The 24,731-nt window shown below is 59.2% G+C and carries 10 protein-coding genes; 1 reads left to right on the forward strand and 9 read right to left on the reverse strand.

Annotated elements, in window-relative coordinates:
• Nucleotides 1–317: 317 nt before the first annotated feature.
• The 9 genes from B5F33_RS02200 to B5F33_RS02240 form a co-directional block, all read right to left on the reverse strand.
• On the reverse strand, nt 318–695 hold the full coding sequence (locus tag B5F33_RS02200) for a MarR family transcriptional regulator (protein WP_087410169.1): 378 nt from the start codon (nt 693–695) through the stop codon (nt 318–320).
• Nucleotides 696–5,741, reverse strand: a complete 5,046-nt coding sequence (locus B5F33_RS02205; protein WP_087410170.1) for an FctA domain-containing protein — start codon at nt 5,739–5,741, stop codon at nt 696–698.
• A 761-nt stretch (nt 5,742–6,502) separates the two neighbouring features.
• Entirely contained in the window at nt 6,503–6,880 is a 378-nt protein-coding gene (locus B5F33_RS02210) for a MarR family transcriptional regulator (RefSeq protein ID WP_087410171.1), read from the reverse strand.
• Nucleotides 6,881–6,883: 3 nt separating this feature from the next.
• Nucleotides 6,884–15,019, reverse strand: a complete 8,136-nt coding sequence (locus B5F33_RS02215) for an FctA domain-containing protein (protein WP_087410172.1) — start codon at nt 15,017–15,019, stop codon at nt 6,884–6,886.
• Between the two features lie 983 nt (nt 15,020–16,002).
• Nucleotides 16,003–17,307 (reverse strand): phosphoribosylamine--glycine ligase, encoded by a 1,305-nt coding sequence (gene purD / locus B5F33_RS02220; RefSeq protein ID WP_087410173.1) that lies wholly within the window; start codon nt 17,305–17,307, stop codon nt 16,003–16,005.
• A 228-nt stretch (nt 17,308–17,535) separates the two neighbouring features.
• Nucleotides 17,536–18,447 (reverse strand): DegV family protein, encoded by a 912-nt coding sequence (locus B5F33_RS02225; RefSeq protein WP_087410174.1) that lies wholly within the window; start codon nt 18,445–18,447, stop codon nt 17,536–17,538.
• A 134-nt stretch (nt 18,448–18,581) separates the two neighbouring features.
• The gene (locus B5F33_RS02230; protein WP_087410175.1) at nt 18,582–19,865 is read right to left on the reverse strand and encodes an adenylosuccinate synthase; all 1,284 of its coding nucleotides are present in this window, start codon (nt 19,863–19,865) and stop codon (nt 18,582–18,584) included.
• Nucleotides 19,866–20,147: 282 nt separating this feature from the next.
• Nucleotides 20,148–21,551: a replicative DNA helicase gene (gene dnaB, locus B5F33_RS02235; RefSeq protein ID WP_087410176.1), complete on the reverse strand. Its 1,404-nt coding sequence runs from the start codon at nt 21,549–21,551 to the stop codon at nt 20,148–20,150.
• Nucleotides 21,552–22,185: 634 nt separating this feature from the next.
• On the reverse strand, nt 22,186–23,112 hold the full coding sequence (locus B5F33_RS02240; RefSeq protein WP_158095284.1) for a GNAT family N-acetyltransferase: 927 nt from the start codon (nt 23,110–23,112) through the stop codon (nt 22,186–22,188).
• A 691-nt stretch (nt 23,113–23,803) separates the two neighbouring features.
• Between B5F33_RS02240 and B5F33_RS02250 the strand changes: the two genes are divergently transcribed.
• Nucleotides 23,804–24,685 (forward strand): transporter substrate-binding domain-containing protein, encoded by an 882-nt coding sequence (locus tag B5F33_RS02250; protein ID WP_239284672.1) that lies wholly within the window; start codon nt 23,804–23,806, stop codon nt 24,683–24,685.
• Nucleotides 24,686–24,731: the final 46 nt, after the last annotated feature.

Genomic DNA, 24,731 nt, shown 5'->3' on the forward strand with positions numbered 1-24,731 from the left:
GTCCAACGGTGTATTGCAATCACTTTAGGGGACCCACACAATCCTGCCAGTTCATGTTATGTGGGTCCCCCATTGTTTTATGAGTTTTCTAACATCTTTTTTTGGCGTTTCACCTGGTGTTTTCCGTTCGCCGATTTCTTCTGCAGAAGCTGTGGTGTTCGGCGGTGCGCAGGCGTGGTGGAGGGTGATTATAAGGTGCTATGCGACTGTTGATTGCGAGCTGGGTGTCGGGTGCTCCGAACCGTGTCCGCGCCACGCAAGCGCAAAGGACCGGCACGGGATGCTCCCCGCACCGGCCCCTATGGTTTGCAGCCGCTCTAGCAGGCTGCCTCTGCGCTCTTGGGCTTATCCTGGCCCGCAGGCTTCGGACGCTTCTCCGCCCGGAAGGTCTTCGCATGGGCGATGCCCGCTTCCGTGGCGCGGTACTCGTTGCCAAGCTGCGCGCCCGTCTCGCCGAACACCGGCGTCGAGACGACCTCGCCCGAGCGCCGCAGCCTCACGAGAGCGTTGTCGAGCGAGCGCTCGCAGCATCCCAGGCGGTGCGCCAGGTCCGCTTTGCGGAACGTGACCGACCCCCGAATCTCGGTCTCGCGCACGATCATCTCCAGCACGCGTTCGTGCACGAACGCGTGCCGGCCGTTGATCTTCCTGCTGATACCCTTGAGCGACGAGCCCTCGCCGCTCTTGAGCGCCACCTACCGCTCACCCCGCTTCCGGATTACGTGAGCCGCGCCCAGGCATGCCACGCCGATGGCCGCCGTCGCGATGACCGCGCCCAGCATGGCGTCGCCGGTGCTGGGGAGCGTTTCGGTGGGCTGCTCCGGTTTCACGGGCTGTTCCGGCGTGCTCGGCGTCGAGGGGTTCTCTGGCGTTACCGGGGTTTCCGGAGTCTCGGGCTGCTCGGGGGTCTCCGGAGTCTCAGGCGTCGTGGGCTCCTCGGGAGTCGTCGGGGTCTCCGGCTCTTCGGGCTCGGGAGTGTTCGGCTTCTCGGGCTCGTGCTCCCCCGGAGGTGTCGTGGGCGGGGTGTAGGTGTTGGTGAACTTCAGGTCATCGCCACCAGACGTCACCGTAGCAACCAGCTGGCCCTGTCCGTCATCCGTGACACTCACGTGGACGGTGCGGGACGGAATCTTATCGTAGGAAACACCACTCTGGCGGTCGTTGACCTCAGTGATGGTGTAGTCATATTCGCCCGCAGTCGTGAACGTGATGGGGCCGAAGGTCACTTTGCCGTTCTCATCGTTGGTCACCTTCTTCTCGTTGGGCATAGGAGCACCCTCGGAACCTGTGAGCTCGAAGGTGAACCGCCCCGCGGTGAGCTCAGCGCCCTTCAGGACCTTGGTTGCCTCGATCGTCGCCGATGTTGAAGTAGGCGTATAAGTGTTAACAAAAGCGAACAGCGGGCCGCTGACCGGATCGGCGACGGCGGTCAGGTTGCCTTTCCCGTCGTCCGTCAACGTAATCGTGAACGTCCTGGTCGCGGTCGCGTCGTTCGTCACCGACTCGACGGAACCGGATTCGGTCACGGTGTACGTGAAGGTCTTCGATCGGGAACCGTCGGCGGCGGTCTCGACGCCGGCAAGGTTGTCGAGGTCGAACGAGATGGCACCGAACGTCACGTTGCCGTTCACATCATTGGTCGCGGTGGCACCGTCGCCCTCCGGCATCGGCGCGGCCGGGTCGTCCGAGGACAGCGTGAATGTGAACAGGCCCTCCAAGTCGGGATTCGCGGCCTCGCCGTCGGCGTAGACGAACGACTTGCTGCCGGACGGGGCCACCTCCACCGACTCGCCGGTAGAGTACGTGTTCGTGAACGCGATGCCGCCTCCAGGCAGGTTGGCGGTGGCAGTCAGCGTGCCGTCGCCGCTGTCCACGACCGTGACCGTGAAGTTAAAACTGCTCGCATTGGCGCTCACGCCGGCGGGCAGACTGTTGGTCACCTCGTAGGCGGTGTAGTTCAGCGTCCACGTGCGCTGGCCATCGGCGTTCACACCCTTGGTCGCGTAGCCAGCAGTGACCGCCTGCGGCAGCGAGGTCAGCGTGCCCGTACCCTCATCCGCGGTCGTGTAGCCGAGGCTGCCGAAGCTGACGGTGCCGTCGGCGGTGTTTTTCGCGGTGGCGACCGGATCGAGAAGGCCGTTCGCGGTGCGTGGGGCGATGGCAAACGAGAACTCGTCGGCCTGCAGGCCGCGTCCGGTCAGCGTCTTGGTCGCAGACACGTTGGCGGCACCGCTATCACCGGTCGTAGCTTTATAGGTGTTAGTGAACACGAGCGCATCGGAGGCATCATCGCCCGTTGTCACCAAAGTCGCCTCAAGCTGACCCGTCATCTGATTCGGGGCGACGCTCACGGTTACGACCTTCTGCGACTCGTCCTTGGAGAGGCCCTCGATGCTGAAGTCGTTTTCGGTTACCACAAATTGATAGGTGCCCTCAGCGCTGAACGTGATGTTGCCGAACGACTTCTGATGCACGCCATCGCCGTTCTCATCAGTCGCGCTGATAGAAATCGACGCCGGATTAGGCATGGTCACGGTGCCGACCTTAACGGCTTCCTCGGTTTCTTCGCCATACGGAGCAATCGTGAAGTCAAAGCTCCAACCATCGTCCCAGTCGGTGCCCACCACACGCTTGGTCACCACCAGGTTGGTGGCACCGTCGAGCATGGCGCTCGGTGCCCATGTATTGGTCACCGTGGTGGTCGCGGTCTCATTGAACTCAATCGTGCCTATCTGGTTATCGTCGTACAAGGTCTTGAAGTTTGCCACCTGCTCCTCGGTCACCTGATAGGTAACACCTGCGGGGATATTAGTGAATTGCGCGGTCTGGCCGGCTTCTAACTGGAACGTCACTGCGCCGTCTTCACCCACGGTGACATCCGCGGCTTCACCATCGCCGATTGCCAGCCGCATGCCGGCAGCCGTAGCTTCGTCCTGCGTCAGCGCAATGGTGTCCTCCTGACCCTCTTCCGCAGGATGCACAAAGGTCACCGTGAAGTCGAATGTCGCATCCTGGTTAGCGCCCTGACCTGTCACCACCTTGGTTACATTGAGCGCGCCAACCTGCTGGTCTTTGATGTGCACAATGGTCACGCCGGTGAACAGATTAGTGACGTTCGCGCTGATATCCTGACGAGGCGTTGTTGCATGATCGGCAATGTCGCACTGCTCAATTGACAAGCCCGGGACCCCCGCCTCTACGGTATAGGCCCCTCCACTCATCATCTCGTAGTCGAGCACCGCATCGCCGTCATCCGCAAACTCAAGATGCTGAGTTGATGCACTGCCGTTCGGAACCCATTTCCAAGAGCCATCGTTCTGCTGCTCACGCAACTGCGGCGTCGCAACGATATCGTGCAGCGTCGCGTCAACATCGTCGGCGGTGGCAAACTGTACCATCGAACGCACGATACGTCCCACGCCGCGGGTCACGCTGACTCCGTCGCCATCCGTTCCAGCGTCGGCGTACACGCCCGTGTCGTCGACGATGATTTTGGCAAAGTTCTGGTTCAGCGCATAGCTACTCGGAGCCGCCGTCTCAACCACATAGTACGTACCCGGCTCGAGCTCGGTAAAAATCACCGCGCCGCCAAGATCGATCGAGTCCCCGTTCTTCTTGCTCAACGTGCGGGTCGTGTCCGTCTGAATCGCGTCTTCGGCCGTCACATCATCCTTGAGGGTAACCGAACCGTCCTCGGCAACATTTACCTGATCAGCCTTGAAGAGCGACATGGTGGCACCGTCAACCGCATTGCCGTTCTCGTCGGTCTTCTGCACCAACACGCGATTCAGGATATTGGAAAGGTAGATGCGCGCCGAGAACTGACGGTCGAACGTGTCGGGATTTGTCACAGCGTACGTATTATCCTCAGTCGCCCCGGCAAGAGTGCTTGCCGTGGTGTAGTAGTACGCTCCACGATAGCTTGTTCCGCTCTTACTATTCGCATCCTTGAAGAACTCATAGTCCTGGATTCGCCCAGGCAGATTCTTGATTTCAGTCTGATAGGCACCTGACGTGGAGATGGTGAACACCGCGTTGGTTGATTTCCCCGCTGCGATGATGTCGCTCATTGCGTTCTTCTTGCTCACATTCCAGCCACTGAGAGCATCACCCGTGACCGGGTACCACTTTCCGTCGCTGCCCTGCTGCTCGATGACTGCGAAGAGGACACCACTCTGTAGTTCGTCCTTGCTCAACGTACCGTTGTCCTGCCGATCGATTTGAACATCGCTTGTCGTCGTGGCGGTCACCTTAGGCTGCGCGTACGCGCCCGTTGTCCACGGATCGCTTGAAAGCAGCAGATTGGTTTCTTTTCCGTTTGCCGTTTGATCGGCATCGTAGTGCTGGATATACAGCGGTATTTCCGTTGCGGCCCTATAGCCATCAGGTGTGTCGGTCTCGACAAGCGTGATGTTCTTGACGCCATCAGCCCACAGTCGATCAAGCGTGATGGGATAGTCGTCCTGACCGATAAGCGTAACGGTGCCGTCCTTCTCCGTCACGACGCCTTCGCAAATGAGGTTCTCGTCGGAGATTTCCTTGTCATTGGTGGTGTCGTACACGTTGAACGTCGCGCCGTCGATAAAGTTGCCCTCCTGATCGACCTTGGACAGCTCGGTCTCGGGGATGCTCACCAGGTTGTAGCGCAACGACATGTTGGAGTCGTTGTTGCCGCGCTCAAGGTAGAAGAAGTCGAGGGTATGGTAGGTCTCATCGGCAAACGTGCTACCGCTACCGTTGTTGCTCCATTTGACGTTGTTCTCAGCCCGCGCGTTCTGGTAGCATGCGCGAAGCGTCTTCATGTTATCGGGCGTAACGTCATCGCCACTCGAAGCAGTCACTTTAATCTCGCCCGTGCTGAAATCGATAGTGATGCGCGCGGCGTCGTGGATGCCGCCCAAGTCGCCCACGAGCACGTCGTCGATGTAAATCCACACGTCGTCATCGCCCGAAAACTCGTAGGTCACCTTGTCAGCGTCTTCCGCGTCATTTACATGACCGCCATACTGCTGCACGAACTGCGTGGACATGTGCATGCCGAAGTAGTGGTTAAGGATATTACTCGAAGCCTTAACGTCCTTCTGGACAAGAGCGGAGTTCTTGCCATTCTCGGTAAATACATCCGCCGCATTGTTGAAAGGGAAGAATTGGCCATTAGGCGAGTTGGTGCCTTCGTGCATCACACCCCAGGTGTTGTAAAGCGTAAAAGTGTTGGCGCTGGAATCGAACGCTGCATAATTGGCACTCTCGAAGCTGCCACCCTGAGCTTTCGTCTGCTCCGACGAGGCGTTGTAATAATAGTAGCCATCAGAGTCTACCTGTAGCAGACCCTGCACGCCATAATAACCTTGCTTGCCGGCTTGGCTGGAATCATCGAAAAGGTACGCAAGAGGCTCGTCAGCAAGCACCTGCGTGCCGCCTTGACCATAATTATTATTGTTCAGATTAACCCATCCGCTAATCGTTCCGGCAGCAATTGAGGGATAACCGTCGACCAGCGTGTTTTTAACTATGCCCGTGCGAGGCCCGTTGCCAGCATTGGTCCATGAATTGATAACATCGCTTGCGTCCCGAGGCGTACCCGTATTGAACTTCAGCTGATGGTCATTGTTAATACCACCGTTATAGTTATAGTTATCGTCCTCGCTAGGCGCTTCAGTATTGGCTGTCCAATAATCGAACAGGTCGATCGTCGTCCCGTTGGGCGAGACGCCCTGCACGGTGTACTTCGCGTCCGTCACTGCCGCCTTCGCAATCGTCGGAAGGCAGAATACCGACGTTGCAACGAGCGCCAAAACTGCAAGGGCTGAGGCTATCTTCCTGGAGCGCCCCCCCCCGAACTTATTTTCGTTCTCCTAAATAAACCCATGTGCAATCATCCTCCCCGTCTACGCTGTGTAGGCATGTCTCGCTACATTCCGTGTGAACTAGCCGGTTTATCAGCAGTTATGTCGAACTGTAGGTAGAGAGGAATCGTTTTGCCAGAAAGCCGCAGGTCGGCCCCACGAACAATTTTGTATGGGGAGTGCCAATTTTGTGGCCCGTTACCTGCGCCAAACCATTTGCCGAATTTTTCCGGCCGTCAACGGCTCAAATGTTGCGAAATCGTCAACATATGACGAGTCAACCGATTTTTCGCAGCGCGGCAGACCAAAATCCGGGGGCGCGGAAAGCCGCAAAGGCCGCTCCCGCGCCGGCAAATCCACGCCGCACGGTTCATACGGAACAAAACTGAGCGTCTGCGACCGCGTTATTCGCCGAAGCTCAGTTTTGCTCCAGAATCGGAGCTGATTCCGGAGCATTACTGAGCGTTGCCGAAACGTCAGCAGGAGCTCATGGCAAAGATAAGCTGGACGCACGCGCTGCCCCATAAGCCACGAATCCCCCAGCCGCCTCGCAGGCCCACCCTCGCCCTCCCCTCACCCAACCCCACCCATCGCAAAAAGGCCGGCGCAGGAACCGCTCCCTGCGCCGGCCTTGTGCCGTCTATGTCGCCTTGTCGCTACTCGGTCGCTCCGTCCTCGCCGTCCAAAGCCGGCTTGTGAGCCTTCGAGCGCTTCTCGGTGTTAAACGTCTTTGCCCGGGCTATGCCGAACTCCGTGGCCACGTACTCGTTGCCAAGCTGTGCGCCCGAGGTGTCGAAGACGGGGGTTGACTTGACCTCGCCGTCGCGGCGGAGCCTGGTGAGCGCCCGGTCGAGCGATCGCTCGCAGCACCCAAGGCGATGCGCCAGGTCTGCCTTACGGAAGGTCACCGACCCTCGCAGCTCGGTCTCGCGCACAATCATCTCCAGCACGCGCTCGTGCACGAATGCGTGGCGACCGTTGATACGTCGGCTGATTCCTGTGAGGGACGAGCCCTCCCCCTTCTTCATAGCCATGAGCTACTTCTCACCCCGCTTCCGCAGAATGACGGCGCCAGCGATGCAGACGATACCGATGCCAGCCACGGCGGCGATGGTCGCAGGTGCGGTGTCGCCGGTGCCAGGCAGCTCGTCCTTGGGCTGCTCGGACTCTTCAGGCGTAGTCGGTGTGGTCGGCTCTTCAGGAGTCTCAGGCTCCTCAGGCTCGACCGGCTGCTCGGGTTCCTCGTAATCGTTGGTGAAGACGATGCTGTCATCAACGCTCCACGTGACCTGCAGCTTGCCATCGACCTCGGTAACCGTAGCGGTCGCTCGATGGGTGGTCTGATCGTAGGTTACGCCATCATGCTGAATGCCCTCGGTGTCCGGGTCGTCGTCCGCAGGCAGGACCTCAGAAATGACAAACTCGTAGGTTCCTTCCTTGTAGAAGGTGAAACCCTTGCCGAAGCTCACGCCGCCGTCAGCCGCGTTTGTAGCCGTGAGGCTCTTGGGAGAGACGTCTTCGCCGTAGTCCTTGGCGGTCGCGATCTGGAAGGTGAACTCGCCAGCCGTAAGGTCACGCCCGGTCAGGGTCTTGGAGATGTCCGTATCGGAATCCGTAGGATCGGACGGCTCGCTGGGCGTAGGCTCTTCGGGCTCGGGCTCGGGCTCAACAGTGCCACCACCGCCACCGTTGTAGGTGTTGGTAATCGTCGGGTTATTGCCCTCGACCGTTGCCTCAAGCTGGCCGTTGTTATCGGTCACCGTCACCGTAATAGTCTTGGGCTCGTTGTCGTAGTCCCAGTTTCCATCGGTAGTAGTCGTGATCTCGGTCACCGTGAAGGTATAGGTGCCCGCCTTGGTGAAAGTAAAGTCACCGAATTCAACCGTTTCGGAACCCTGCTTGCCCTTAAGGTCGTTAGTCGAAACCGTCCAGCCGTCATCGGGCCAACCAAGGATGCCGGTCGGATCTCCAGAGGCAAGCGAGAGCTTGAACTCGAATTCAGACGGAGCAGCTGCACCTGTAACCGTCTTGGTTACCTTGAGGTTTTCCTCGTCGTCGCCAACGGTCACGTATTCAGCCTCGTACGTGTTGGTAAACACGCCGCTATTCACATTGACGCTAGCCACGAGGCTCCCGTCCTCGTTCTCACTTACCGTCACCGTCACCTTGGCGACATTGTCCGAATAGGTAATGGCCTCATTGTCGCCATGAACCTCGCGCACCTCATATTCATAGGTACCGGCCTGTGTGTATGTAATCGGCCCAAAGCCAAAGGTCGCCTCATCAGATTGACCAGCGTCAGGCCCTGTCACAGTTACTCGGTTAGTGCCCGGTGTTGGAATCAGAATCGAAGTACCATCAGGTGCCTCAGCGTTGACGGGCGCAATCTCAAAGGTGAACGCATCACCGTCCCACTCTTTGCCAGTAAACACCTTCTTGAGGCCAAAGTCGGCTGCTTCAACCTGAACCTTAGTACCCTCCTCGTACACGTTTGTAAAGGTGAGGTTGGCAGAGCTGTCCTTATCGACGCTTGCAACGAGCTGGCCATCATCGCCACGCTCCACATTCACCACCACTAGACGCGGAGTGGTGTCATAGGTCAAATCAATATCGGACCCAGCTTGCTCTGCCACGTCAAAGTAATAGGTGCCCTCACTCTTGAACGTTATGTTGCCGAAATAATTGCTATGCGCTTCATCTTCGTCAGTGATGGTCAAGCTGTCAGCGTTATCAGGAAGCAGGATGCTCCCGTTGTCTATCGCGCTCTGTGTCGCATATCCATGGGCGGTCAGAGTGAATACGAATTCATCTTCACTTGTCCAATTACGCCCTACAAGCTGCTTCGTTACATCAAGGTATGTAGCGCCGTCCAACGTGGCGTCGTTTTCGCCATTCGAATCGTACGTATTCACAAAGGTCGTGTCGCCCGTAGTGTTAACGAGAACAGACTCAAGGATTCCGTCCTGATCAATGTCCTCCACTCTATAGGTAGACGTGAACACATTGCCCGAATAGGTCATATGCTCATCGAAGGCTTCTTCGTTCTCGGCAGGAACAACCTCTTTGATTTGGAGGGTGTAGACGCCTGGTTCGGTGAAGATAATTTTACCGAACTGAACCTTGCCATTGGCGTCATTGCTCATGACGGTCGGGCTGGGCAGAGTGACGCCATTAACCGGAGGTTCAGAAACCCCGTCAAGAGCGCCGATGCTTAGAATACTCAGCTCAAAGCTAAATTCGCCTTGCTGAAGCGGCGTCGAGCGATCGCCCTCGAGAACCTTGGTTATTTCAAGGGGAGTCTGTACTGCTTTATCGAGATTGAAGCTGTTGGTGAAGACCACTTCATTAACGGTGGCATCCTCCCCGACTGGGGTGAATACCGAATCGTCGTAAGAGCCCTTTTCAATCGAGTCAATGCTCGGAATGTATTCGTTTTTCTCCTCGTCAAATTGAACATTGATCGTCACTAAAAACGCAGTCGTATCGTACGTAAGTCCAGGAATCCGATTCTCCTCTGATGGGATTTCCTCAGTAATGATGTACTGGAAGTTCTTGGCGTTCTGCCCGTCCATATCAGAGGCCGTATATGTAATGTCTCGCAACAGCTCAATTCTGCTTACAGGAAGGTTGTCGGAACCAACACCGTTGGCATTCCCCTGAGCATAGGTCTTTCCCATCGGCGCCCCATCGACCGGTGTGACGTCGAAGTAGAACTGCCCCTTTGTCAGCTCGCCTCCCTCGAGAACCTTCTTGCCGTAAAGACTAATCGAGTTGTCTTGGTCAGTAGTCTGAGGAGTATAAACGTTTGTGAATGTTGGATTTGCTCCTTCCACAACCGTAGCAGAGAGCTCGCCCTTCATATTGTCAGTAACCTCAACAACGACAACCTTGTAGTCCTCGGCATAATACATGTTGGGGTCAGCATTTTCGGGCACAACTTCCCTAATTGCGAAACTGTAGCGCCCAGCAGCGTTGAACACAATGTCGCCGAAGGATTCCTTGTGGCCCTGGGAATTCGACGTGATTTCGATTCCATTCGCGTTATCGGGCAGTATTACGGATTTGCCTATGGCCTGATCAGTAAAGTCATCAGCACCAGACAGCTCGAAAGCGAAGGAGTCTTCCTCCTCCCACTCACGCCCAACGAGGTTTTTCGTTACCGACAGGTTGTCCGCACCGCTCAGCGTAACCGACTCCGGTTCGTATGTATTGGTAAAGACACCCGCGCCACCATCCGTAAGCTCGACGCCCTTAATCTCGGCAGAGACCTGGAGCTTACCAGCACCATTATCCGTCACGGTAAAGGTTACGCGAGCAGTGTCCGTACTGTAGGAAACACCCTGCGTGTCGGTGCCTTCGGCGGGCTGAGTCTCAGCCACGTCGTAGGCGTATGTACCGGCCTTGGAGAAGATAAAGCTACCAAACGAGAAGCCCTTATCCTCATCGGCGCCTGTCACCTTCGCCGTCGTATCCTGGGGCATAGCAGCCTCAAGATCGTCTTCGGACACAGTGGAACGCTCGGCGTTAGGCGTCAGCGTGAACTCAAAGCTGTCCGTTTGCTTCCAATCGCGGCCGATAAGCCGCTTTTCGAAGTTGACGGAAGCCGGGTCTGCCGCAGACGCGTGGTAGCTGTTCACAAACGAGGCCGTAGGATAGGTGCTGGCATCATTGGTCTTGAAATCAGCGCTGTTATAGGTAGTCGATGCGCCGTCCTTTGTGACGGTAGTGACGGTGCTCATGGTACCGTCGCCATCGTTGGACACGGCGATCTGAACCGTTACCGGCTGGCCGTCATAGGTATAACCGTCCCCCTCTTGATGTTCGTCGGTTTCCGCAACGATGAAGGTAAACGTCTTGCCCGCGTCATCCTCGTCGAACGTCAGGTTGCCAATACCCTTCCACATGGCAGCGGTGCCGTCGGGGGCTCCCTGCTCGTTGGAAAGCACCGTCGTAGCTTCCGCTAGCTTGGCCGCGGAATCCGCGTCATCCTCAGGCGTGGTCACGGTGAAGTTAAACTGGTTGGCAGTGAGCGCGCGGCCGTTCAGCGTCTTGGAGAACCAGACGCCACCAGCCTCGCTGTCGTAGTCCATCGAGGACGCATAGGTGTTGGTAAAGGTAGCGGAACCGTTCGTGGTTACCGGGGCGGTGATGGTCAGCTGGCCGTCAACGTCCTTTACCTCGAACTGCACCTGATATGTATGGCTGTCATACTTCCATGCAGCATTGGGAGCATCCTGCTTCTCGGTGATGTTGAACGTATAGGTGCCCGGATGCGAGAAGGTCAGGTTGTCGAACTGGACGTTCTGCGAGCCATCCTTCTCGATGGCGGTCGTACTCCTCGAGGTGCCGTCGGCGTCGATGCCCGTCACCCAACCGTTGGTCACGGCGTCCGCAGTGCCTTTGTCAGCCGCCTCCATGATGAAGGTAAACTGCCCGTTGGCACCAGCAGCGCCATCAAGCTGCTTGGTGATCTTCAGCACGTTGGACACGCCCTCGGTGGTTATCGAGGAAGCCCGGTAGCTGTTGGTAAACGTAAAGCCGTTGCCGGTCACCGTGGCGATGACGTTGCCAGTCTTCTCGTCCTGCGTAACGGCGATGGTCACCTTCTTGGCCGACATGTCATACGTCATGCCCTGATATGTCACAGTCTGGGCGACATCGTCACGCACACCGTTGTCCAGAGCCTCTTGCGGAATATCCTCTGTTATCTGGTACTCGTACGTTTTGCCCACGTCGTCAATGCCGAACTCGATATCCGAGAATTCGATGGCACCGGTTCCGAGGTTGCCTGTACGGGTCTCGCCGGGCATGGGGGCGCCAGCAGTCACGGCAGTCAGGTTGAAATAGAAGTCGTTGATGTCAAGCACACTACCGGACGTAGCGTCGGTGAAGTTCTTGGTACCTGTAATGTTGGCATAGTCGACATCGTCGCCGCCGAAGGTGTTAACGAACGCCGCGGTGGCAGCGATCGGCCACTGGCTCTCATCCTCACCCGTGGAATCGCCCTTGTCATTGAACGTATTGTATATGGAGCCGATAGAAGCGCTGAGATTGCCGGCGCCGTCGTCGGTCACCTTGACCGTCACGCGGTACACAGCGTTGGAGTAGGCCAGGCCGTACTCGTCGCCCTCGGCCTCCTGTACCAGGTAGACATATGTCCCCACACGGTCATACTGGATAGAGCCAAACTGGAAGGCAACCTCCTGGTCCTCCGCATAATCGTTGCTGTTATCATTCGTCAACGTAACGGAAGCAACACCATCCTGCGCGCCCTCGGGAAGCGGCGCGCCCTCGCTAGAAGCAGCAGGCTTTAACGTGAAGGTGAAGCTCTCTCCGTCCTTCCAATCTCGTCCGGTCAGATTCTTTGTGCCTTTGATGCTGCCATCGGCCAAGCTGGTGGCAGCCACGGTGTATGCGTTGGTATACGCCACTTCAATGGTGTCATTAGATGCGACGGTGCCCTCTGCAATCGCACCGTTCTGGCTGGCGACGCCTTCAACCGTGTTGGAAGCGGTGTAGCCGTCAGCGGCGGTCTCAGTCACCGTAAAGCTGGTGTTGGCAGGAAGTCCGCTGATAACCACGCGCTCGCCGTTCTTAAGCGTGAGGGTGCCACCGTCGGAAATCTGACCGGTTGCGACAGGCTGGGCGCCGTCCTCAAGCTTCTGCACATTACCGTCGACAGCGAGCGGTTGGCCGGCAGCGTTGTACTTGACGTAATCGAAGTTTCCGGAAACGGTGGTATCCGCACCCCCGAAGTCGACGGTGTAGGTGAAGTCCTTGTCGTTGTGCTCGGCACCAGTGTTGCCCCAGTCAACGGTCTTGCTGATCTGCAGCGAGCCGGAAACCGGGTAGCTGATCTTACCGTTGTTGCCAAGCGAGACGGTCACGTCCGAACCGACCCAAGAAGGACTGATGGCATCCTTTGCAGTGCTCGTGGTGTTGTCGGACTTGGCGGCCTCAAACTCCGTAGCGCGCGTCAGGCGCGGAGAGCCCTTCTGGATGTAATACGTCCCGCTGTCAGAGTTGAACCGAACATATTGACCAAGTTGCCCCTCTTGTGCGGTAAAGGACACCCATTCAGTATGGAGACCGTTCTCAGCATAGTATGTGCGCTGATAGTAGTACGTGCTGCTAGGCGTGTAGCTTGTTGCAGGGTTGTTAGTATCCTCCGTCGCGTAGATAGGGGTGTCCTCGGTGAAGTAGTAGAAACTATTGGTATCTGCCGGCTGGAAGGTAGCCGTAGTGGTTCCCGCATCGCCCCTGCTATATGCATTGGAGAGGAAGTAGACGTTACCGTCATCGTCGATGTGACTGGAAATATAGTTCGCCGAAAGCTTCGACGCATCGATATTGTCGCCATCCATCACGTCAGACTTGAGCCCAACGGTGTAGAACACACGGATGGGGTATGCGTCGCGCACCGAAGTCGTAGTAGTCGTTTCACCGTCAACCGTCGTGGTATTCGCGGTATACAGACGAAGCGGCACCAGGTTGGACGGAATACGAACGGTAACGGTGTCGCCTTGCTCCAGTGTTGCTCCGTGGCTAACGGTGATTTCGATAGTGCTCAGATCATGATCGCCAGGATAGACGACCCCATCATCTGTACCGTTGCTGACGGTTCCCTGGAAGGTGTAGGTAGTAGAAACACCATCATCCGAGTTCGTGGATGACACCTGAGTGAACTCCTCGCCGGCAAAAACAATGGCCTTGAAGTTCTTTACTTCCATATAGCTGCCGAGAGTATCGGTAAACGTGAGGTAACCGACATTCTCACCACCGATGTTCGTCGTGCTCTCAATAGGTGACGTAGCTCCAGTGCCGAAATCGTCATAAATGGATTGGAAGACGTCATTCAGAGATTCCGCGTTATCCGCTGCAAAGTAGTAATCGCCGTCGGCACGTTCGCCCAAGGTGCAGTTATCAGAAAAATCAGCTCGGCTACTATCTGTATTGTGGGATTGAGCAGTGGGATAATTGCTCGATACCGCGTTCATGAAGTAGTTTGCGTCGTGGGTGGTGTTTCCGGTGCCGGTCAAATCGTTTGGATCAGCACCCTGGAACACGCCAATGGAGTAAACGGTGACCCCGTCTGCTTTCATCTCCCGCGAAGTATTGACGGACTTGCCCGCGTTATCGTTCTCGACGCGCTGGCCGCTGCCAGGCATACCGTCGGTGAAGAAGATGACCACCTTTTTGGCATCGCTGCGGGCGCCGTCGCCCACACCGCCATTTTGGCTGCCATCTATGATGCTCTGGGCCATTTCAAAGCCCTTATCGGCTTCCGTACCTCCGCTATAGGTTAACCCGGTTACATAGTCCTTCAGGTCGGTAGCATTAGCGCCTTGGGTGCAATTAATGAAGTACTGTTGATCGCGCCAGCCACCCGTGCTAAATGCAGAGGCGTTATCAGAATACGAAACGATAGAAACGCGATGCTGTTGCGAGGCATCCTTGCCCGCGTTCTCATCGGCAACGGTATCAATGAAGTTGGTGACCGCGGCCTCCATAGCCTGATCGATACGAGTTCTGCCCGTAGTCGAACGCGTATAGAACTGGATGTGGGAGTCATCGGGATCTTGCGCACCCGTCTTGGGATAAACCCGGTCACCGGTATCCGCACGACGCCAACCCCAATCCGGGTCCTCAAGTATTCCCCAGCCACCAAAATTATGGCGCTCAACTTGAACGTACGTTCCATCATCATCCTGAATATAGTACGTCCCATTATCTCTAATGCTATACGCTTCGCTGTATTCGTAGCTCGTCAAATAGCTATCGTCCATCGAGCCGGAGCGATCGAGAACGAGCACAATATCGAGCGGCTGGTTGATAGTGGTCTGACCGGAAATGTTCGCCGCGGAAGACAATGCCGAGAGCCCGACGAGCGCGGCGTTCTCGTCGTTCTCGATCTTGAACGTCGGCTCGCCGCTCGTACTGGTCAGCTGGACATCGTCGCTGTACACGGACTTGTCGGTCCAGATGCGGCCGGTGTTTTTGGTGGAGTCGCCCCCCTGCGTGGAAACACCGGTTCCGTCAGTGTTGCTATACCACGTGTCATGCGTGTCGGGGTCTGAAATCCAGACACCCGTTTCAGCCGCGCGGGCAATACCTGCAAAGGACACTACCGACACTGCCAGCAACAGTGCCGACAGCACGCCGATCAGGCCCACCCGCCTAACTTTGGCGGAAGTGCGAGGCGTCTCACCAAAGATTACTCTTTTGAGACGCCCCCCCCCCGCAACTTATTTCGTCCAGAGCTTGCCATGACTACCATCCTTCACTCTCAGTGCACGTTACGTTTACTGTGCATTTCGTGCACATCCACCGTTTTGGCACAGCGATAGATAGTCAAATTCTAGGCAGCGTCACCTTGACAATCATCAAATCATTTTGTACCCCCTCTCTCCGAACTTGCTTAAATTGCAAGTCGGGCGGCGGCATATACCTGCGAAGAACCGTTCACCGATAATTCGCCGGCCACTTGTCACATTCGTAACATCAGACGTCGCGCTGCTACCCCTTTGTCTTAACTTCAACGGGCGCCACAACCGCGGCACCGTCGGCCACAAACTCCATCTCGCACGAACCTAAGCACGCTCAGATTCCTTCGATACAGCTTCTCAGGATGTCTCTCAGTAAAAAATGCAGCTTTTCAGGACGAGTTTTTCAGAAAATTGCAGCTTTTTAGAGATTCGCTACTACGAGCGTCCCTTGGAGGGACGGCACCGGTGCCCTCTATACATGCCATGGGTGAGCGACGCCCGCCCACCGTCAACATGCGAGCTGGCTAACATGTGGCAAAACACACGCTCGTCCTCGCGTATGGTCCTATCTTGTAGCAATCCACACGCTCGGACCGTCAAAAACGACCCCTGAGCGTGTGAATTGCCGCAATTCTGAAAACGAGCGTGTGATTTGCCACAATTTATGCAGCCACGCGAAGCTGCCACCACGTTACACGAGCTCACAGCCCGCCCCGCCACCTCGCACAGGCACCTCGCCGCCATGGCCACGCAGCCACTCCGCCGCCCCACGCAAGCCCGCCGCCACCTCGCCGCCGCACGCTCGTCCCCGCCCACAAAAACGAGGGCCGAGCCATCAGGCCCGACCCCCACAAGTCACAACAATGTCCTCAGGCCAACATCCTCAGACGCTAGTCCCATGCCTCGCGGCCCTTAAGAGCGCGCAGGCCAATGTCGTGGCGAAGCGTCTTGCCCTCGAACTCAATCTTCTCGCAGGCCTCGTATGCCAGGTTGCGCGCAGCCTCGAAGGTGTCGCCCAGCGCAGTCACCGCAAGCACACGGCCGCCGTTGGTCACCAGCTCGCCCGCCTCGTTCACAGCAGTGCCGGCGTGGTACACCGTCACGTCGTCCATAGCAGCGGCATCCTCGACGCCCGTGATGACCTTGCCCTTCTCGTAGCTGCCCGGATATCCCGCAGAGGTAAGCACCACGGCCACAGCCCACTTGTCACTCCACGAGAGCTCGACCTCGTCCAGATGCTGCTCAGCACAGGCCAGCATGACCTCTACCAGGTCGTTCTGCAGGCGCGGAAGGATGACCTGCGTCTCGGGGTCACCGAAGCGCGCGTTGAACTCCAGCACCTTCGGCCCGGCAGGGGTCAGCATGAAGCCGCCATACAGGCAGCCGCGGTAGTCGATGCCCTCGGCGGCGAGCTCGACCACCACGTCAACCATGATCTGTTCCATGGTGGCGTGCTCCTCGTCGGTGACGATGGGCACCGGGCTGTAGACGCCCATGCCGCCGGTGTTGGGCCCGCGGTCGCCCTCAAGCGCACGCTTGTGATCCTGCGAGGTCGCCATGGGACGCACGGTCTTGCCGTCGGTAAAAGCCAGCAGCGAACACTCCGGACCGGTGAGCATCTCCTCGATAACCACCGTGGAGCCAGCCTCGCCAAACGCACCGGCGAAGCACTCGTGCACAGCCTCCTCGGCCTGGGCAAGCTCGGTGGCCACCACGACGCCCTTACCCGCAGCAAGGCCGTCGGCCTTCACGACCAGCGGGGCCCCCTGCTCGCGCACGTAGGCGAGCGCGCTTTCCTCGTCGGTGAAGGAGCCGTATGCAGCCGTCGGCACGCCCGCGCGCTCCATGACCTGCTTGGAGAAGAGCTTGGAGCCCTCCATCTGCGCGCCGGCGGCGCCAGGACCAAAGCAGGGGATTCCCGCCTCGCGAACGGCGTCGGCAACGCCTACGACCAGCGGAGCCTCGGGGCCGATGACAACCAGCCCGCAGCCCATCTCACGCGCGAACTCTGCCACGGCGGCGGGGTCGTTCTCGTTCAGATCGACGTTCTCGCCCACCTCGAGCGTGCCGCCATTGCCCGGAGCGATGTACAGCGTGCCACAATGCGCGGACTCGGTGAGCTTCTTGGCAAGGGCATGCTCGCGCCCACCACTTCCAAGCAGCAGGATATCGATGGTCTGGGACGCTTCAATCATGGTGAGCTCCTTGTCAGTCGATCGGCCGATGCGCTCCGTCGTCCAAAGCGGTACCGCACGCCTTGAATAGCACATCTGTATCATATGAGATTGCGCGCCCGGCCGTGCCGAAGACTTGAGAAGCCAGAAATCTCAGCGAAATCGACCGCTGCCGCGCTTTAAGAAGAAAGGCCGGGGTCGCCGACCTTTCCACCAATTCATTTGTACGGCCCGCCAAGGACAGCGGCGTTAGAACTGCGGCGTCAGGTACTCCGCAATGCCGTCCAGCTCGGGCGCGTGCAGCGCCTCGGGATAGCAGAAGATGCCGATGGCGCCGTTGCCCACATGCGTGGCAATCACCGGCCCGATCGTGGCCTCGGTGATCATGCGAACGCTCGCCCCGGTCTTCTCCAGCGCCTCGCGAATCTTGCTGGCCTTCTCCGCTGCGTTGGTGTGCAGCAGGTAGTAGACCATGGGCCCCTTCTCCTGCGCGAGCGCGGCCACATGCTTGGCCATGAAGGAGATGGCGTTCTTGACGCCCTTTGCCTTGTGCTCGACCTCGATGCTCCCGTCCTCAAGCAGGCCGATGACCAGCTTGATGTTCAACAGCGAGGTCACAAAACCCTGGGCCTTCGTGGCGCGCCCGCCCTTCACGAGGTTCTCGAGCGTGTCGGGCACGAAGTGCAGGGCAAACCCCGCGCGCATCTGCGAGATATGCTCGATCGCCTCGTCGATCGTGCCGCCCTTCTGCGCAATGACGGCAGCCTCGAGCACCATGGCGCCCTCGCCCACCGTGGCATGGCGGCTGTCTACGACCTCCAGGCGCACGCCCTCGGGAAGCTGCGAGGCAATCGTACGCGCGCTCTCGATGGTCGCCGAAAGCGCCCGCGCAAGGTGAATCGAAAGGATCTGCGTGTATCCCTCGTCGATGAGTTCCTGGTAGACCGCCAAGAAGTCGCCCGGCGTAGGCTGGGAGGTCTGCGGCAGGGCGCCACTGCCGTCCATAAGGCGCAGCAGTTCGGGCGTGGAGATGTCCACGCCGTCCCGATAATCCTTCCCCTGGAACAGCACGTGGAGCGGGACGATCCGAATGTTCAGGCGCTGCGCCAGCTCCAGCGGGATGTCGGACGCGCTATCGGTGACGACGGCAAAGCTATTCATGGCACTCCTTGCTCTCTGCAGCTTGTGGTGTTGAGCCGCCGGGTCGCGCCGCAGGCCCGGCAGCGGCGCCGGGACTCCCCCGAAGTCGCGCGGCGCAAAAGGGCCAAGGCCGCGTTGGCCTTGGCCCTTTGGTGTTACCAAGAGCGGTTGATGGTCTGGTCGCGGTCCGGTCCGACCGACACGAAGGATACGCGCGTATGCGAGAGCCGCTCGACCAGCGCCACGTAATCCTGCGCTGCCTGCGGAAGCTCTTCGAAGCTGCGGCAGCCGGTGATGTCGCAGCACCAACCGGGTACTTCCTCGTAGACCGGCACGGCATGGGCGAAGACGCTCTCGTGCTCGGGCACCGTGGTGTAGCGCACGCCGTCGCACTCATAGGCCACGCACACCTTGATGGTGTCGAAGGCCGAGAGCACGTCGAGCTTGGTGAGGGCGATGTCCGTCAGCCCGTTCACGCGCGCGGAGTAGTTGGCGATCACGCCGTCAAACCATCCGCATCGACGACGGCGGCCGGTGGTCACACCGTACTCGTAGCCGTTCTCGGTGAGGGTGTGGCCCTCCTCGGTCTCATAGGCAAGCTCGGTGGGCATGGGGCCCATACCCACGCGGGTGATGTAGGCTTTCATGATGCCCAGCACGCGGTCGATGTTCTTCATGCCCACGCCCGAGCCCGTCACGGCGCCGCCGGCGGTGCAGTTGGACGAGGTCACATAGGGATAGGTGCCATGGTCGATGTCGAGCAGCGTCGCCTGCGCGCCCTCGAACAGGATGCTCTTGCCCTGCTCCACAAGGTCGTTGAGCAGAAGGCCGCTCTCGCAAATGTAGGGACGCAGCCGCTCGGCCATGGGCAGGTACTCGTCGCAGATCTGCTCGACGGTATAGGTTGGCATATTGAAGAGCTTCTCGAGCTGCGGATTCACGCGATCGAGCGCGCGGCCCAGCTTGTCGCGGAAGACCTGCTCGTCAAGCATGTCCTGCATGCGCAGGCCCACGCGAGCCATCTTGTCCTGGTAGCACGGGCCAATGCCGCGACGCGTGGTGCCGATGTTGTGATCGCCCAGCAGCTGCTCGAAGGCGCCGTCGAGGTCCATGTGATACGGCATGATGATGTGCGCGTTGCCCGAGACCTTGAGGTTCGCGGTCGAGACCCCGTCATGCTCAAACATGTCGATCTCTTCAAGCAGGACCTTCGGGTTCACCACGCAGCCGTTGCCGATCACCGAGATGCACTCGGGATACATGATGCCCGAGGGCACCTGGTGGAGACCGTACTTCTTGTCGCCCACCACAATGGTATGCCCGGCGTTGTTACCGCCCTGATAGCGCACGACGCAGTCGTAGTCCCCGGCGATCAGGTCGCAGATCTTGCCCTTGCCCTCATCGCCCCACTGGGTTCCGACCAACACTGTCGACGGCATGATGCATCTCCTTCTAAACCGTCGTTCCGGCCCGCGGGCCGGACGAGAAGCGTTCTTATTCGTACGCGCGGCTCGCGTGCAGCGCAAAGCGCGCGTCGACTCAACCTCTTCATTATATCCATCGGCACGAATGCTAACCGTAGACGCTCGGCAGGTGGCAGCAATCGTGCCTGTAGGCGCAAGGCGCCATAGGTGCGGCGGCAGCGCAGGCGACGCTGCGAAACGTCGCCGCGGGGCGGCGCTGCGCTACCCCGTCCCCTGCCGCGGAGCGCGGCGGAGCCGTTAGTCGTGCACGCCATCCAGCTCGTAGAACTTCGTGGACGCCGGCAGGAACATGAGGTCCACGTCGCCGATGGGGCCGGAACGGTTCTTGGCCACGATGACGCGCGTCACGCCCTCGTCCGGTCGGTCGTCGCGGCTCGCCTCCTGCTCGTCGCTCGAGCGGTCCAGGAACATGACGATGTCGGCGTCCTGCTCGATCGAGCCCGATTCGCGCAGGTCCGAAAGCTGGGGTCGCTTACCGGTACGGCTCTCGACCGCACGCGAGAGCTGAGAGAGCGCGATAAGCGGAATTTCCAGGTCTTTTGCCATGATCTTGAGGCCACGGCTCATCTCCGAGACCTCAACCGCGCGGTTCTCGGCGCGGCGTCCCGGAGGCGGGCTCACCAGCTGCAGGTAGTCCAGGATGATGACGGCCTTCTCTTTGTTGTGCAGCATGCGGCGCGCCTTGGCGCGGATCTCGGTCACCGTGGTGCCGGGCGTGTCGTCGATGAGGATGTCGAGCTTCGAGAGCTCCTGCGTCGCCTCGTTGATGTTGGCCCACTGCTCGGGCGAGATGCGGCCGGTGCGGAAGTCCGAGATGGACAGCATCGCGTGCGCACAGATGAGACGCTGGGCGATTTCCTTGCCGCTCATCTCGAGCGAGAAGAAACCGACGGTGAAACCCGCCGCGGCGGCATTCAGCGCCAGGTTGAGTGCGAACGAGGTTTTACCCACAGCAGGACGCGCGCCGATGATGATGAGCTGGCCCTCGCGGAAGCCCAGCAGCAAGCGGTCCAGGCTGGGAAAGCCCGTGGGCACGCCATGCGCCTGGCCGCCGGCGGCGCACACCTCCGAAGCCTCGTTGTACGCCTCGATCATGAACTCGGTGAGCGACTTGTACGAGCTGGACACCTCGCGCTCCGTCACCGACAGCAGCATACTCTCGGCGCGCTCGACAACCTCCTTGGTGTCAAGCGGTGCATCGTAGGCCAGGGCGTTGATCTGGTTTGTGGCGCCGATGATCTCGCGGAGCATCGAGTCGCGCCGCACAATACCGGCATGGTGCTGCCAGTTCACCAGCGCGATCGTGTTGCCCACGAGCTCCAGGATGTACGCCTCTCCGCCAACCTGCGCCAGCGTCCCCTCCGACGTGAGGTAGTCGATCAGCGAGATCGAGTCGATGGGGATGCTGCGCTCGTTCATCTCCATCATGGCGGTAAAGAGCGTGCGATGCGACGGACGATAGAAGTCGTCGGGGCGAAGCTCCGAGATGGCATCGGAGACCACCTCGGGCGAAAGAATCATGGCAGCGAGCACGTTGGCCTCTGCCTCGGCGTTGTTGGGCAGCCCCTGGCGCGCGCCGCGGTCGGACGCGCCGGCGGGCGTCCACGCGTAATCGCTGTACTCGTTTGTCGATGCGTCCATGTGCACTCCTTGCGTCGGGCAGTCCCCCGCCTAGAACGGCAGCGCGCGGTAACGATGGTGCGGGGTCGGCAGGCCCCCGAGGCAAAGCCCTGGGAACAGCCACGGCACCGATGTCGTTTACAGCCAGGCACATCCCGGCCCCACGTCCGTCCTTAGCTGGGGAGCACCCATGGTACGGTATCCGCACGTCAGGCGAACAGGCCTGCGCAGCGGGTTTTTCTTTCCACACCGCCCTGTCGATAACCTTGCGCGACAACCCTGCGCAAATAGTGGTTTTCAACGTTATCCACAATTTTGGTTGCCTATTGTGACTAGTTTTCCACAGCCAAGCGTCTGACCTGCGATTATTCAGTTTGACGCTCTTCTTACTGCGCTTTTACCAAATGCTATTTGTGCATTTTGTGAACTCGCAGGTAAAGAATACCTTCTTATACATTGCGCAGGAAAACACCATCGCTTGCTAAAGCATATGCTCGCGCGATTCGCTGTGTACAACGTCTGTTCGGTGATGACTTTTCCCGACATTCCGCAAACGACCTGTGGATTTCTTCTCTGCCGATTTTGTCAAGTGAAAACCTTGTTGAAGTCCTGCCTCAACGGCTTTTTAATAACCCCGCAGGCGCGCCGGGCCTCCCTACTCCGTCCAGCACTGGACGCCGGACAGACGGGTCATGCCCAAGCTCTCCTGCAAGGCAAACGAAGCCGCGTTGTCGATTACAACCTGGCCGAACGGTACCCTGCCCGCCGCCAGCATGCGATTGACCGCATGAGCCTCGAGCTCTGTCGCATAGCCGTGACGCCGATGCTCGGGAAAGACCTCGAGCATGCCGATCGCCGACTCGTCGTGCTCGCCGATAAAACCCACAAGATCGCCCTGGGCGTTGTAGCCGCCCCACACCCAGCCGTCTGCGAGGTGGCGGGCTATATCCTCCTCGGGAAGCATGTCGTAGTGCGCCGCGACAACTGCGAGGTCGCCAGGACCGAGCTGCCGAATGTCGAGCGTACCCGCCAACGGCAGCGGATGCTCGCGCTCATAGAGACAGATGTTGTAGCAAGAGCCCCGCGAAACGGGAAAGCCCAGCGCCCGGGCCTGACGGGCATCATGCGTCATGAGTATGGGGCGCTCATCGCGCGGAAGCCGGGCGGCGTCATGCAACGTCGTGCCGCCCACAAGAAGGGGCATGCTGCCGATACGCTCCGCTGCGGACGCGTCCTGTGCGGCGAGGAAATACATCCCCGACCCCGTCGTTCGCACGAGCACGCCGTCGGCGCCCACATAGAGATAGTCGGCACGGCCGAGGCACAGCATCTCAGCCAAGGTCACGAGCTCGCGCGGGTCGGGCTGGGACGCAATGAAGGCAAGGGCGCGCTGCAGGTTATCGGAAGCTGTCGGGGCTACTGCTGGGATCGCTGCCGCTGCTGTCGGCTTTGACTCCGTACGCTGAGCTTGGTCACACGTGAAACACTCGGCGTCGAGCATATTCCTCGACGCGTCTTTTGCCGCCGCGCTCTCTGCAGTCTCACATTTCGTCCTAGAAGGCTCCTCCGGCTTATCGCCCATTTGCACGCTCCCCCGCCATACCTCGTTGATTGCAGAAGCATACACAATACTAAAGAACCGCCGATCCACGCCGGAAGCACAAGACAGGAACACATGGATGGGCTGGGAGGGTTGTCCCCGCATCCAGCGCTGAGAGGGCATCCTGGCCCTGCCCAGAGCTGCGGCCGACCTTGCCCCCGGCCAGAACCGCTGGCCATCCCGACCAGAGCCGTGGACCATCCAGACCAGAGCCGCGGGCCATCCCTACCAGAGCCGAGGACCATCCAGACCAGAGCTGCGGGCCGCGCCGACCAGGCCTTTCGACATGATTCTTCCAGGGGAGACCTCTCCGCGTCTTTTGAAGTCCTCGATTTGGACGTTTTTGAGCCCTAAAACGGCCAAATCTAGGACTTCGTTTGAACAGGACGAGATACACGCGCTCACAACTAAACGCTGACCCCCTATCAGCCATCGGCTCAACCCTCTTGCCGTCATCTGACCGACCCTCCCCCAGCCTCTCCAGCTAGCCTCCTCCAACTTCTCCCGCCGCCCCTCCACCAGCCTCTCCCGCCAGCCCTCCTCCAACTACTCCTCAGCCTCTCGCCGATACGCTGCCCAATAAGCCCTTGCGCTCCATCGCACTAAAGCGTAAAGTCTCAACTGCTTTGCTCGACACTTTAGTTAACTAAAGTACTACCTTGAAAGGCCTCAGATGATGGACATGTCTACCACGCCCACGCGCCGCAGGTTTACGCTGATTGCCTGCTTCGCCACCCTTCTTTGCGCCGTCGCGCTGCTGGCCGGCTGCAATTCCTCTGCACCGGCCAACGATGCCGCCGGATCTGCCGACACCGATGCTGCAACCGAGGACACCGGCGCCGCAGCTACCGGCACCCTGATCGTGGGCTTCGACCAGTCCTATCCGCCGTACGGCTTCGTGGGCGATGACGGCGAATTCACCGGCTTCGACCTTGACCTTGCCGCCGCCGTGGCTAAGAAGGAGGGCTGGAACGTCCAGTACGAGGCCATCGACTGGGATGCCAAGGACACCCTGCTTAACTCGGGCGCCATCAACTGCATCTGGAACGGATTCACCATGGAAGGCCGCGAGGACGATTACACCTTCTCCGAGCCCTACATGCTGAACGAGCAGGTTGTCGTCGTGCGCGCCGACAGCGACATCGAAAGCCTTGACGATCTGGCCGGCAAGACGGTCATCACCCAGGTCGACTCCGCCGCGCTCGACGTGCTCGAGGGCGACAAGGCCGACCTCGCCGCCACCTTCGCGTCGCTTGAGCAGATCGGCGACTACAACACCGCCTTCATGCAGCTCGAGTCCGGCGCCGTCGACGCCGTGGCCTGCGATCTCTCCATCGCTGCCTACCAGCTTGCCGCCAACCCGGACGCCTACGTGCAGCTTGACGAGGCCCTCTCCTCCGAGCACTACGCCGTCGGCTTCAAGCTGGGCGACACCGAGACCGCCGACGCCGTGACCGAGGCGCTGCGCGAGCTCAACAAGGACGGCACCGTCAAGGAGCTCTGCGACAAGTACGCCGAGTACGGTCTGTCCTACGACAACTGGGTCCTGGAGTAAACAGGTGCGCGGCCGGCGGCGAGGTGCCCCGGCCGCGCTTTCCCGC

The organism is Collinsella sp. An2, assembly GCF_002160065.1.
Lineage (GTDB): Bacteria > Actinomycetota > Coriobacteriia > Coriobacteriales > Coriobacteriaceae > Limicola.